16 protein-coding genes are annotated in these 13,019 nt (G+C 36.6%); all 16 read left to right on the top strand.

What is annotated here, in order from left to right; translation table 11 throughout:
• Positions 1-10: 10 nt before the first annotated feature.
• The 16 genes from spoIIIAC to BCELL_RS08650 all read left to right on the top strand — a co-directional run bounded on the left by spoIIIAC (position 11) and on the right by BCELL_RS08650 (position 13,015).
• Positions 11-217: a stage III sporulation protein AC gene (spoIIIAC, locus tag BCELL_RS08575; RefSeq protein ID WP_013488303.1), complete on the top strand. Its 207-nt coding sequence runs from the start codon at positions 11-13 to the stop codon at positions 215-217.
• Between the two features lie 15 nt (positions 218-232).
• Positions 233-622: a stage III sporulation protein AD gene (gene spoIIIAD / locus BCELL_RS08580; RefSeq protein ID WP_081457268.1), complete on the top strand. Its 390-nt coding sequence runs from the start codon at positions 233-235 to the stop codon at positions 620-622.
• A 12-nt stretch (positions 623-634) separates the two neighbouring features.
• A complete protein-coding gene (gene spoIIIAE / locus BCELL_RS08585) occupies positions 635-1,816 on the top strand; it encodes a stage III sporulation protein AE (RefSeq protein ID WP_013488305.1) in 1,182 nt (393 codons plus the stop codon).
• A gap of 27 nt (positions 1,817-1,843) precedes the next feature.
• Positions 1,844-2,497 carry a stage III sporulation protein AF gene (spoIIIAF, locus tag BCELL_RS08590; RefSeq protein ID WP_013488306.1) on the top strand — a complete coding sequence of 218 codons (654 nt, stop codon included), beginning with the start codon at positions 1,844-1,846 and terminating at the stop codon, positions 2,495-2,497.
• Between the two features lie 174 nt (positions 2,498-2,671).
• Positions 2,672-3,328, top strand: a complete 657-nt coding sequence (gene spoIIIAG, locus BCELL_RS08595; RefSeq protein WP_013488307.1) for a stage III sporulation protein AG — start codon at positions 2,672-2,674, stop codon at positions 3,326-3,328.
• Positions 3,329-3,331: 3 nt separating this feature from the next.
• Positions 3,332-3,925 carry a SpoIIIAH-like family protein gene (locus tag BCELL_RS08600; RefSeq protein ID WP_013488308.1) on the top strand — a complete coding sequence of 198 codons (594 nt, stop codon included), beginning with the start codon at positions 3,332-3,334 and terminating at the stop codon, positions 3,923-3,925.
• A gap of 674 nt (positions 3,926-4,599) precedes the next feature.
• Positions 4,600-4,917, top strand: coding sequence for a hypothetical protein (locus BCELL_RS08605; protein ID WP_013488309.1), 318 nt, complete (start codon positions 4,600-4,602; stop codon positions 4,915-4,917).
• A gap of 452 nt (positions 4,918-5,369) precedes the next feature.
• Positions 5,370-5,861, top strand: a complete 492-nt coding sequence (accB, locus tag BCELL_RS08610; RefSeq protein WP_013488310.1) for an acetyl-CoA carboxylase biotin carboxyl carrier protein — start codon at positions 5,370-5,372, stop codon at positions 5,859-5,861.
• Positions 5,862-5,873: 12 nt separating this feature from the next.
• Positions 5,874-7,235 carry an acetyl-CoA carboxylase biotin carboxylase subunit gene (gene accC / locus BCELL_RS08615; RefSeq protein ID WP_013488311.1) on the top strand — a complete coding sequence of 454 codons (1,362 nt, stop codon included), beginning with the start codon at positions 5,874-5,876 and terminating at the stop codon, positions 7,233-7,235.
• Between the two features lie 22 nt (positions 7,236-7,257).
• A complete protein-coding gene (locus BCELL_RS08620; protein WP_013488312.1) occupies positions 7,258-7,671 on the top strand; it encodes an Asp23/Gls24 family envelope stress response protein in 414 nt (137 codons plus the stop codon).
• A gap of 193 nt (positions 7,672-7,864) precedes the next feature.
• Positions 7,865-8,263 carry a transcription antitermination factor NusB gene (gene nusB, locus BCELL_RS08625; RefSeq protein WP_013488313.1) on the top strand — a complete coding sequence of 133 codons (399 nt, stop codon included), beginning with the start codon at positions 7,865-7,867 and terminating at the stop codon, positions 8,261-8,263.
• Positions 8,264-8,300: 37 nt separating this feature from the next.
• Positions 8,301-9,152, top strand: a complete 852-nt coding sequence (gene folD, locus BCELL_RS08630) for a bifunctional methylenetetrahydrofolate dehydrogenase/methenyltetrahydrofolate cyclohydrolase FolD (protein WP_013488314.1) — start codon at positions 8,301-8,303, stop codon at positions 9,150-9,152.
• Between the two features lie 11 nt (positions 9,153-9,163).
• Positions 9,164-10,546, top strand: a complete 1,383-nt coding sequence (gene xseA / locus BCELL_RS08635; protein ID WP_013488315.1) for an exodeoxyribonuclease VII large subunit — start codon at positions 9,164-9,166, stop codon at positions 10,544-10,546.
• Positions 10,536-10,778 carry an exodeoxyribonuclease VII small subunit gene (locus BCELL_RS08640; RefSeq protein WP_013488316.1) on the top strand — a complete coding sequence of 81 codons (243 nt, stop codon included), beginning with the start codon at positions 10,536-10,538 and terminating at the stop codon, positions 10,776-10,778. The genes xseA and BCELL_RS08640 overlap by 11 nt, the downstream gene beginning before the upstream one ends.
• Positions 10,775-11,662 carry a polyprenyl synthetase family protein gene (locus tag BCELL_RS08645; protein WP_013488317.1) on the top strand — a complete coding sequence of 296 codons (888 nt, stop codon included), beginning with the start codon at positions 10,775-10,777 and terminating at the stop codon, positions 11,660-11,662. Before BCELL_RS08640 ends, BCELL_RS08645 begins: the two co-directional genes overlap by 4 nt.
• A gap of 738 nt (positions 11,663-12,400) precedes the next feature.
• Positions 12,401-13,015, top strand: coding sequence for a CNNM metal transporter family protein (locus tag BCELL_RS08650; RefSeq protein ID WP_013488318.1), 615 nt, complete (start codon positions 12,401-12,403; stop codon positions 13,013-13,015).
• Positions 13,016-13,019 lie beyond the last annotated feature (4 nt).

Raw genomic sequence — 13,019 nt, forward strand, 5'->3', positions numbered from 1 at the left:
GGGAGTAAACTTGAATTACGATGTGAGCTTAATTTTTCAAATTGCTGGAGTAGGGATAGTTGTTGCTATGATTCATACCGTTTTAAAACAGATGGGAAAAGAGGAAATTGCAAACTGGGTAACATTAATTGCCTTTGTTGTTGTTTTATACATGGTAGCAACGGTTGTAGATGATTTATTTCAGAAGATTCGTAGCGTATTTCTGTTTCAGAGCTAATGGGGGTGAGGACTTATTGAAATCATCCAAATCGTTGGTTTAGGAATGATTGCAACTTTTTTAGCTTTAGTAGTAAAAGAGCATAAGCCGATTTTTGCATTCTTATTAACGGTTTTTGTAGGCGTCATTATTTTTATTTTTCTTATAGATCAAATTGCCATGATCATTCATATGCTTGAGGAGTTAGCTGCAGAGGCAAATATTAATTTAGCATATGTACAAACTGTTTTACAGATTGTTGGGATTGCTTATATAGCCGAATTTGGAGCACAAATAGCAAAGGATGCTGGACAAGGGGCTATGGCATCAAAAATAGAACTGGCTGGAAAAGTGCTCATAATGGTTATGGCAATTCCTATTATCTCAGTCATTATTGAAACAATTGTTCGACTAATACCAAGTTAGCAGGAGGAGAAAATGATGATAAAAAAATCAGTATTTGCTTTGATTTTTCTAGTTACACTCTTTCTCCTTCCTTTTCCAGTGTTGGCAGAAGAGTCTGTTCAACAAGAGGACGAGCTTATTGAGCGACAATTAGAACGATTAGGGATCGATGAAATACGGCAGTTTTGGGATGATGTACGGCACGAATATGAAGGATTTCTACCAGAAAGTCAGCGTGGAAGCTTTATGGATTTTGTTACAGGTGACAAGCAGTTTTCTGTAGGGGAATGGGTCAACGGATTTATCCGGTTTCTATTTCATGAAATATTCGCTAATGGGGTCCTATTAGGTACACTCGTACTTTTAGCCGTTTTTAGTATGATATTATCCCAATTGCAGCAAGCTTTTGAGCAACACACAATTAGTAAAGTAGCATACGCGATAACATACATGGTATTACTCATTATTGCGTTAAATAGTTTCCGTGTCACGATGGAATTTGCAGAAAGAACGATTGAAGTAATGAGTAATTTTATGGTATCGATTGTACCTATACTTCTAGTATTAATGGCTTCTTCAGGAAGTGTAACCTCCGTTGCACTCTTTCATCCAATTGTTATGTTTCTCGTACATACTAGCGGAATTTTTGTCCAATATGTCGTATTGCCACTACTTTTCTTATCTACATTGCTCTATATCATTAGTACGATGACAGATCATTATAAAGTAACGAAACTAGCTCAATTTTTACGGAATATTGCTGTTGGAAGTCTCGGAATTTTCCTTACTGTTTTTCTTGGTGTTTTGTCTGTTCAAGGTGCCACGGCTGCAATTGCTGATGGCATTGCAATTAGAACAGCGAAATTTGTAACAGGTAACTTTGTCCCGGTAGTAGGACGTATGTTTACTGATGCTGCTGATACTGTAATGGGTGCATCCGTTTTGCTGAAAAATACGGTTGGAGTTGTAGGATTAGTGATTTTATTACTCATTTGCAGCTTTCCGGCACTCAAAGTTTTATCGGTTGCGATCATTTACACATTTACTGCTGCCATTCTTCAACCGTTAGGGGGAGGGCCAATAATTAAGTGCCTTTCCATCATCGGTAAGCAAATGTTGTTTGTATTCGGTGCACTTGCAGCAGTGTCATTAATGTTTTTCTTATCAATAACGATAATTGTTATTTCTGGAAACTTGTCATTAATGATGCGCTAATGAGATAAATAGGAGGGAGAGAAGCAGATGGGCATTATTACATCTTGGATTACGAATATTATTCTACTCATTTTATTTGCTACGATACTAGAATTATTATTACCAAACTCTAAAATGCAGCGATATGTAAAGCTAGTTGTCGGGCTTATGCTTCTCATGGTAATGCTAAATCCTATCCTTTCTATTTTTCAGAATGATCCTGAAGCATGGTTAGATGACATCTCTTCATGGACGAACGAACCTTCAGAACAAACGATGTCCTCGATGGATGCGATGCAAAGTGAAATAGAAAAAGAAAATTTGGCGAGAATTTCGGAACAAGTAGCTGTGCAATTAAAAAATGTGGCAGCAAAAGAACTTGAACAACAATATGAGGTAGTAATAAGAAACATTTATCTTGAATTTGAGACGTTTCAGGAGGACGAAGATTTATTAGATCACTTATCAGATGTTGATGTTTTCATACAATCATTAGATGAATTTGAAAAAGAGGAAAATGAAATTAAGGTCGTTACAATTGATCCAGTTGAAATTATGAAGGAAGAAAAAAGTATAGAAGAAAAAGAGGGTATCGGAAATGTTCCGGTTGATGATATAGCTGAGTTGCTATCGTCAACATGGGCGATTCCTAATGAAAAAATTCACGTTCACGTTAAGTCTGGTGCTGATAGAGATGAATAATTTTAAAAAAACTAGACTTAGATTTTAGAAAATAGAAATAGATGTAGGACAACTTGCATATATTTTTCAACAAGTGGCTGTCCTAATTATAAGCAGGCTATTTAAAAGTTCCTCTAGCTAATAAATGGACAATTCTTCATCTTAACAGAGAAATGAAGGGAGGGGAGGAATAGCATGGGAGAAAAAAAGGGTGATAATCAATTATTTCGATCTCTTAATTTAAAGACGTCAGGAAAGAAACTTAATGTTAAATACTTATTCATTTTATTGCTTATAGGAGTTCTTTTTATGATGATTGGCACTTTTATGCAATCAAATGAAGAACCTGCATCTTCATTACCAGTCGTACAGGATGAGATAGAAGAAGAGGAGTCCTCCGAAGTATTTATGTCAAATGACGAGCCACAGGAGTTAGTTACGATGTCAGACTACGAGAGATTTTACGAGAGGCAATTAGAGGATATTTTAGAGAAGGTTGTTGGAGTTTCTGATGTCTCCGTAATGGTTAATTTAGCTGAGTCTGAAAAAATAGTTTATGAAAAAGATCGTAATACGATGGAGCAATTTACAGAGGAATCGGATCGCGAGGGGGGAACACGAGAAGTTCAAGATAAAACGCAAGATGAACAAACTGTTATCATTCGCACTGGTGACCAGGAGGAACCACTTATTGTGAAAACGCAGAAACCTGATATAAGAGGGGTTCTTGTTGTGGCGAATGGAGCGGAAAATATACAAATAAAAACATGGATAATCGAGGCTGTTAGTAGAGGTTTAGATGTACCTTCTCATAGAGTCTCTGTATTACCAAAGAATTCAAAGGAGGAATAGTAAATGGTATTAAAAAGACAAACGGTATGGTTATTAACAATGTTAAGTTTAATAGTGGTGCTTTCCGCGTATTATTTAACAATGCCAAATATGCAAGATCAAGAAGCGCTAGGTGAAGAAGAGGAACCTGGAAATGACTTAGAAATGAATATGGATGATATTGATGAAGAAGATGTTACCTTTATTGAGATTGAAGAAGTAGAAGATGTTCTAGCAGAGGGAGATTTTTTCTCTGACGCATCTAGTGTAAATGAAATGTTCGATACGATTCGCCTAAGAAGAGCAGATTCAAGGGCACGGTTAATGACAGAGTTTATGGAAGTTTTCCATTCTGATGGTGCAGCATCAGAGGTTCAGCTTGAAGCACTTGATAGACGAGAAGCATTAGAGACATTAGGGCAAAAGGAAGAAAATTTAGAAGAACTTTTACGAGCAAAAGGATATGATGACGCTCTCGTTATTGCTGAAGAGAATATGGTCCAAATTTATGTGAAAGCGGATGAACTTACTAATGTTGAGACTGTAGAAATTTTGAATCTCTCTAGAGATCATTTAGGTATTGAGGAAATTAGAGTAGGCTATCAATCAGAAAATTAAAATAAAAAAACGTTATAACAGCTTCAAGAAGCTGTTATAACGTTTTTTATTTAAGGAGGAATTCCGCCGAATCTCTTAGGGTGATCTTCTTGCTAGTACGCACGGTTTAAAAATTGCACCACCAAATCTATACTTCCATGTCTTTTGAAAAGGCTGTTTTCGTAAAATTTGTTGTTTTTTTCTGCTTGGTGAAACGAAAGGTGGCGACTCCAGCGACGATCGTTACATCACGATTAAGCTTCGCGTTGTCTCGGCGGATGCAGCTTCAGAGCGAAACTGGCAGAGGAAGAGACATGCGAGTATTCTGAAGTGAAAATCAACAACAAAGTTAAGATAACCAGCAAAATTTTTATGAGAAGATATTTTTTTAAGTGAATGATGAAATAGATTCAATTAGAAGGATTTTGAAAAAATTTTTTACGTGTTTTAAAGTAGTAGTGAGCGTTTACCTAGTTCATACATAAAATAAAATCAACATTAGCATCATGCTATTGTGGATTTTTCTTTGCATATGTGGGTAGAATGTTTTGTAGAGTTAGCTGCAAGCTACCATCATTATTGTAGCTTAAACATGATTTTCTATAAATAAGATGGTATAATACGCAATTGGAATAGTTGTCCAAATGGAACAAGAATTTGTCGGAGAAGAAAGTACATAAAGGGAGAGATGGGGCATGGAATGGTCTGATTTGACCGATGGTGCAAAAGCTGTACTAGAGCAAACACGAAATATAAAAAACGATAAAATCCAAATTGTTGAATTTGAGGTAGGTTTCAAACAAGAGGTGGAAGACTCTGATGAAGAACCAATTTCTATTCAAGAAGAAGATTACCAGAGCTTAAAAAGGTTCACGCAAGAAAATGAATATGGTGATAAGTATCATATGGCGAGAAATAAAAACATTGTTAAAATTATTCTATTAGAGAAAGGGAAAATCCCAGATAATTTATCAGAAATACCTATATTTAGAGAATACAAAAATCAAAATTAAAGAATAAGAGGGTGTCCCATAAGCTATAGAATTTTGGCAATGGCTACACTCGCCACGCGCCCACTATAAGAAACCTGATTATAGTGGGCTTTTAAATGACTAAGGTGGCTCTGTCCATCGATTGCGATTGAAACCAAATGATAAAATCAACTACTATAGTCTAGTTGATTCTCGAAACTTCTCGTATAAAAAAGAGTAGTATTGGTCATTGATATTCTCTTTGTACATATAGATCATATTAGATGTTTATTTTCGAAAAAAAGGTTTTCATTTTATAGAATTTGATGTAGCATATTTTTTAGGACTTACTCATAAGACAAACTAAAAGTTGTTTGCTTATTAATTTGTTTAACGCTAAGGACTAAGTATTTATAATAATGACTGTATATTTAAAGTGTACTATGAACATGTTTAGAAAAAAATTAAAAGATGCTTTTTGAGGAGTGACGACAATGTTAAAAATTCAAGAGATTCGTGAATTAATTAAGTTAATTGATGAATCAAGTATCGAAGAGTTTAAATTTGAGCAAGAAGGTTCGAAAGTTACATTAAGAAAGCAAATAAAGAGGCAAGAAAGTGTACAAGCACCAATAGAAACGAAAGCAATTCCCAACCCAACAGTAGCTGTAGAACCTGCTACTATTACTCAACAATTAAAGGATGAAGAAACAAAAAGTGAGAAAAAAGAGGTAGCCAAAGAAAACGTCGTAACGATTACTTCTCCAATGGTCGGAACTTTTTATGAAGCACCTTCTCCTGAATCGTCAGCCTATGTAAAAGTTGGTGATAAAGTAAATAAAGATACGGTTGTTTGTATTGTTGAAGCGATGAAGCTCATGAATGAAATTGAAGCAGAAATAAATGGAGAAATTGTAGAGGTTCTTGTGGAGAATGGACAATTAGTCGAATATGGCCAAGAACTGTTCGTAGTGAAACCAGAGTAGAGGATGAATAACATGATAAAAAAAGTTCTTATTGCAAACAGAGGTGAAATTGCAGTTCGAATTATCCGGGCATGTAAAGAATTAGGCGTAAAAACAGTTGCGGTTTTTTCTGAAGCAGATAGTGACTCCCTTCATGTGAGACTTGCAGATGAAGCGTATTGTATAGGGCCAACTGCTTCCGCGCAAAGCTACCTTAACTTCACAAATATTATGAGTGTTGCAACATTAACAGAAGTTGATGCGATTCACCCTGGTTATGGATTTCTTGCTGAAAACGCAGCATTTGCAGAAATATGCGAGGAGTGCAATATTACCTTTATAGGCCCTTCTCCAGAAGCAATTAGTCAAATGGGGACGAAGGATGTAGCTAGAACAACAATGAAAAATGCCGGTGTACCAGTAGTGCCGGGGTCTGAAGGGATCATTAGCACCATTGAAGAAGGAGTTACAACTGCCGAGGAAATAGGGTATCCTGTTATAATCAAAGCTACTGCTGGTGGTGGTGGAAAAGGAATTCGTGTAGCAAAAGATGAAGCCTCATTAAGAAAAGGTATTTCCATTACGCAGGAGGAAGCAAAAGCTAACTTTGGAAACCCTGGGGTATATTTAGAAAAATATATTGAAGATTTTCGTCACGTTGAAATACAAGTAATGGCTGATAAGCATGGTAATGTCATACATCTTGGTGAAAGAGATTGTACGATTCAGCGTAGACTACAGAAACTAGTGGAAGAAACCCCTTCTCCAGCTTTGACGGAAGAGGTACGAAAGGAAATGGGAGAAGCATCCGTTAGAGCAGCTCAAGCTGTTAACTATGTTGGTGCAGGAACGATAGAATTCATATTTGACCATAAAAATAATAAATTTTATTTTATGGAAATGAACACTCGTATTCAAGTTGAGCACCCTGTTACAGAAATGGTTACGGGAATTGACCTAATAAAAGAACAGATTTTAGTTGCGTCTGGAGAGAAGCTTTCCTATACTCAAGATGAAGTCACTTTTAAAGGGTGGTCTATTGAATGTCGTATTAATGCAGAAAACCCTGATAAAAACTTCATGCCTTCTCCAGGTACGATTACCATGTATTTACCACCAGGGGGATTCGGTGTGAGAGTAGATAGTTCTGTCTTTACAGGGTACAAAATACCACCATATTATGACTCAATGATTGCAAAGCTTATTACCTACGCCGATACGAGAGAAGAGGCGATCAGGAAAATGAGGAGAGCCTTAAGTGAGTTTGTAGTTGAAGGAGTGGATACTACAATACCATTCCATTTACGTCTATTTAACCATGAAGTTTTTGTTGGTGGAGACTTTAATACGAAATTTTTGGAGCAATATTCATTAGAGCCTGAAAAGGAAGAATGATCTTCTTAAAAGGAGGAGCAATATGAAGGAAAACCATGCAATTCCAATGTCTGAGGAAAAAGAAGAATTAGGTAAAGTTGAAATTTCACCAGAAGTGATTGAAGTAATAGCAGGTTTAGCTGCGACTGAAATTGATGGAGTAACAACTAGGGGGAACTTTGCTGCTGGTGTGGTTGAAAAACTTGGTAGAAAGAGTAATCACGGAAAAGGTGTAAAAGTTGACCTACATGAGGACGGCATAAACGTTGATGTGTTTGTTCTCATTAATTACGGCGTTTCTATTCCTGAAGTTTGCAAAAAAATCCAAGAAAACATCTATCAAACATTAAAAAATATGACGGCTATTCAATTAAATGAAGTGAATGTCCATGTAGTAGGTGTACAGCTTGAACAAAAGTTAGATCAGGAACAAGGGAAAAAGGATCAAGGAGCGTAAAGAATGTAGATGAGGGTGTCCTAGAAGGAAGAAAACTTCCTTTTAGACACCCTCTCCTTTTGTGTTTTTTTAGTTGATTCTGTATTCATATGAGAAGATATGCTATGATCATCTTTAAAAGGGGAATTAAATGTCTACAATAGACAGTAGTTAAATTTAACAATATAAAGTAACACGTTTTGGAGGTTATTGTATGAATCGAAGGGTAGCAAGAGTAAGAGCAGTTCAATCTCTTTATCAAATAGAAATGACAGGAGTTAGTCCTGATCAAGCAATTGATACAGTATTAGAGAATGGTGAAATTTCCGATTCTTTTCTTTCACAATTAGTTGAAGGTACAGTTGAACATTTACATGAGATTGATGAATTATTGATAAGTGCACTGAAAAACTGGGCGTTGTCAAGAATATCAAGAGTAGATAGAGCGATTCTAAGAATGGCTACATATGAAATGAAATGTTTAGATGATATTCCGATGAATGTAAGTATTAACGAAGCAATCGATATAGCAAAAGGATTTACAGGAGAAGAGGAATCAGGGAAATTTGTAAATGGTATTTTATCAAATATAGCTACAAAACTTAGTAAATAAGTTTTAAATAATTTAAATGTATTTTAGGGGGATTACCATGTCAGCAATCATTATTTCAGGAAAAGAGCTAGCAAAAGAAAAACGTATTGAAATGAAAAAGGAAGTTGAAACACTCAAAGAAAAAGGGATTGTTCCTGGGTTAGCAGTTATTCTTATCGGAACTGATCCAGCATCACAATCTTATGTTCGTTCAAAGCAAAAATCCTGCAAGGAAATAGGCATTCATTCTGAGTTAGATGAATTACCAGAAACGACAACAGAACAACAACTATTACATAAAATAAATGAGTTAAATAAAGCGGAACATATTCATGGAATTTTAGTACAACTTCCGCTGCCTAAACACATTTCTGAAAAAGCAATCATTGAAGCGATAGATCCGAAAAAGGATGTTGATGGTTTCCATCCAATTAATATCGGCCGTATGATGACTGGACAAGAAGCCTTCCTACCATGTACGCCATACGGAATTGTTGAAATGATTAAATCGAAGGATATATCGATCGAAGGAAAACATGTCGTTGTAGTTGGCCGAAGCAATATTGTTGGTAAGCCTGTTGGACAACTTCTTTTAAATGAAAATGCGACTGTAACATACTGCCATTCAAGAACCAAAAATATGAAAGAGTACACTAGGAAAGCTGATATATTAATTGTAGCAGTTGGGAAAGCGCACTTCTTAAATGAGGAATTCGTTAAAGACGGAGCGGTTGTTATTGATGTTGGTGTAAACCGGACGGAAGAAGGTAAATTAGTCGGAGACGTCGATTTTGATGGTGCTAAAGAAGTTGCTTCTTATATTACTCCTGTACCTGGTGGCGTAGGACCGATGACGATAACGATGCTTTTACATAACACTGTCATATCTGCTAAACGTCACATGAAATAAGGGGTCATAAAATGGATCAAGAATTCTTATCAGTAAGTGATGTTACGAGAAGAATTAAACGCCTAGTTGAAACTGATGCAGTACTGCAAAACGTGTGGCTTAGAGCTGAAATCTCTAATTTTAAATGGCATTCTCGAGGTCATATGTATTTCACACTCAAAGATGATAAATCACGAATAAATTCAGTTATGTTTGCAGGCAACAATCGATACCTTAAATTTACACCAGAAAACGGTATGAATGTGTTAGTAAGAGGCGATATTTCCGTGTATGAACCACATGGACAATATCAACTTTATGTAAAGGAAATGCAGCCTGATGGCATTGGGAATTTGTATTTAGCTTATGAAGAATTAAAAAAGAAATTAGAGATGGCGGGCTATTTTTCACGTGAAAGAAAAAAAGCTATTCCTACTTTTCCTAAAACAATTGCTGTTGCCACGTCTCCTACAGGAGCAGCGGTGAGAGATATATTAACAACCGTTCACCGACGTTTTCCATTAACGAAAGTAATTTTACTCCCGGTCCTTGTGCAAGGACCGGAAGCTGCTCCTTCGATTGCTCGTGCGATTAAACAAGCAAATTTTGCTGGTATATTCGATGTGATGATCATTGGTCGTGGTGGAGGGTCACTTGAAGAGCTGTGGGCTTTTAATGAGCAAATAGTAGCGGAAGCAATTTACGAATCTAAAATTCCAATTATATCGGCAGTAGGACATGAAACAGACGTAACGATTAGTGATTTTGTAGCAGATTTACGTGCTCCTACTCCAACAGCTGCAGCAGAGCTAGCTGTTCCACACATACATGAGCTATTAAAGCGTGTACAAGACCAACGATCAAGACTTATTCAAACGATGGATCGACTTAAATCGGTACAAAGGGAGCGTTTAGGCCACCTTTCAAAATCGTATGCCTTTAAATATCCTAAACGTCTCATTGAGCAAAAGGAGCAAGATCTTGATCGATTAGTTGAATTGATGACTAAAACGATGATGTTAAATGTAGATAAACAAAAGGACAAGTTACAGGGGCTTAAAGGAAGGATTCAACGAATGCATCCTACGCATAAGCTATTGCAAGAAAGAAAGCGCATCAGTGATGCAATAGTAAATTTGAGGAGAGCTATGAATGAGACTATTAATAGCAAGCAATCAAGGTTCTCGCTTTCACTGTCAAAGCTTGAGCTTCTTAGTCCACTGCAAATGATGAAAAGGGGATATAATCTCGCTTATAATGAAGAAAATAATTTAATCAAAAAGCTTGAAGATGTTAAAGAAAACGAGCCGATTTCAATTCGCTTACAAGATGGGAAATTAAGCTGTCATGTTACTGAAAAATCTTATGATCCGTTACCAAATATAGAATGGAGGGGTGAAGAAAGTGAAAAATGAAGAAAATAAAGAGCTAACTTTTGAAGAAGCGATGGAAAAATTAGAGTCCGTAGTGGAAAAGCTTGAAGAAGGGGATGTTCCCTTAGAGGAAGCGATAACGATGTTTCAAGATGGCATGAAGCTATCAAAATATTGCCATGAAAGACTAAATAAAGTAGATGAGCAGATGACGGAAGTTTTAACGGAAGATGGAGAGTTAAAATCATTTATGGTGGAGGGGCAATCAGAGTGATTAATGGTACGTTAAAACATTTTTTTGATGAAGAAAAAAAACAAATAGATAATAGACTCCCTCACATCATTGAAAATTTAAATATACCTGTTCAACTAAGAGACGCAATGATTTATTCGTTAAAAGCTGGTGGGAAACGAATTAGACCGATGCTGCTTCTAGCTACATTAAGGGGATATAATAAACCATTATCTCATGGGTATGATGTAGCATGTGCAATTGAAATGATCCATACTTATTCGTTAATTCATGATGATTTACCAGCAATGGATAACGATGATCTACGGAGGGGAAAGCCTACTAATCATAAAGTTTTTGGAGAGGCTATGGCTATTTTAGCTGGAGATGGTCTTCTGACATACAGTTTTCAGTTAATTAGCTCATCAATGCTGCTTCCTGATAATGTAAAGCTATTACTTATTCAAAAAATGTCACAGGCTGCTGGTCCAGAAGGAATGGTAGGTGGGCAAGTTTTAGATATGCAGGGTGAAGGCATTACATTATCTGTGGATCAATTACAAAAAATACATCATCATAAAACTGGTGATTTACTAGCTGTTTCAGTAGAATCGGGAGCAATATTAGCTGGCGTTTCAGAGAATGAGAGAATATCGTTAACATCTTTTGCTAAACATCTTGGAATCGCGTTTCAAATTAAAGATGATATTTTAGATGTCGAAGGAGACGAATCATCTATTGGAAAGCCAATTGGAAGTGATGAAGAGAATGACAAAAATACCTATCCGAAGTTATTGGGATTGGATGGAGCAAAGCAAAAGCTAGCTTTCCATATTAGTGAGGCAAAAAAGTACTTATATGAAACAAGTATCGAACATACACTTTTAGAAGAAATGGCGGATTACATTGCAATGCGTTCAAAATAGAGATGATTTTTGTTTATCCAATAATGGAAATGGTATACTCTCTTTGAAAAGCTTGTGCATTGTTAAATTATTTTTTCTCATGATATAATAGAATTACCGAGTGGTGCTGTATTCTAGTCAGTTCTCCATTTTCGAAAGCGGGCCTAAAAATCCGCTAAAGGGCACATCGATGAAGTTCCTAGTTTTGGCTTGAGGCGCCCAGCCTTGGGTCCTAACTGGGAGTAAAGGCTTTAGGGCGATCCACAATGGCATGTGGGCGATGACCCTATAGCCGCGGAGGCCTATCGTTATGATAACCGTTCCCGCGGAAGTTGTAACATGGGTATGAACCTGCAATACAAGTTGGGGAACTTGTTAGCAGCGTAGCCTGCCTTGAGTGGAGTAAGAGGGGATTATGGATGCTAGGTTGTATACAAACGGCACTCATCCATATGAAATCTGCTCTGCAAAAGAGGATAGAGAATGGTAGGAACTGCTGAGGAAAACTCCTAGACTGTTCCACTTCGGACATCTAAAGGGGATTATAGTGCGTGCTAAGTGGCAATCCAGTCTAACGTATGGTGACAGCGTTAAGATAGGTTTAAAGGGAAACCGCCATAGCGGCGACGCTAAGGTACTTATTTGGGAAAACCTACTGGACCTAAGGCGCAGTTTTTACTCTTTGGGTGACCACTCGGGTACATATTTTTCTCTTTTACACGAATACTATGGATTATATAGATTGGGAAGATGTATTAGATGAAAGAATCGATAAAAAAATCATTTCAATGGAGTACGATAGTAGCCGCTATCACACTAGTGTTAGCGGCTATTTTTGCTATTGTCTCTACGGCAATACTAAGTGGTGTAACCTGGGGCGTAGGCATGGTTATTGTTTTTATTATTGTATTAATAGGGGTATTATTTGATACGATTGGTGTAGCGGCTACAGCTGCAAATGAAAAACCATTTCACGCAATGGCAGCCGAAAAACTTCCAGGTGCTAAACAAGCGGTACAAATTACGAGAAATGCAGATCGTTTCGCTAACTTTTGTAATGACGTTATTGGTGATATTGCTGGAGTTATAAGTGGAACTGCTTCTGCATATGTTGTTTTACGACTTGCTATGCAACTAGGCTATGAGGAAGGCTCTACGATACAGTTTATGATTTCAGTATTATTTACTAGTGTTGTAGCAGCTCTTACTGTAGGTGGAAAATCAGTTGGTAAAACATTAGCGATGCAATATTCTACACAAATCATCTATCAAGTGGGTAGATTATTTTACTTATTAGAGGTAAAATTGAAAATAAACATCCTTAATGGTAAGAAAAGTAAAAAGAATGGTAATAAGAATATAAAAAGAAAGTGAGGGT

This window comes from Evansella cellulosilytica DSM 2522, from assembly GCF_000177235.2.
In the GTDB taxonomy this organism is placed as follows: domain Bacteria; phylum Bacillota; class Bacilli; order Bacillales; family Salisediminibacteriaceae; genus Evansella; species Evansella cellulosilytica.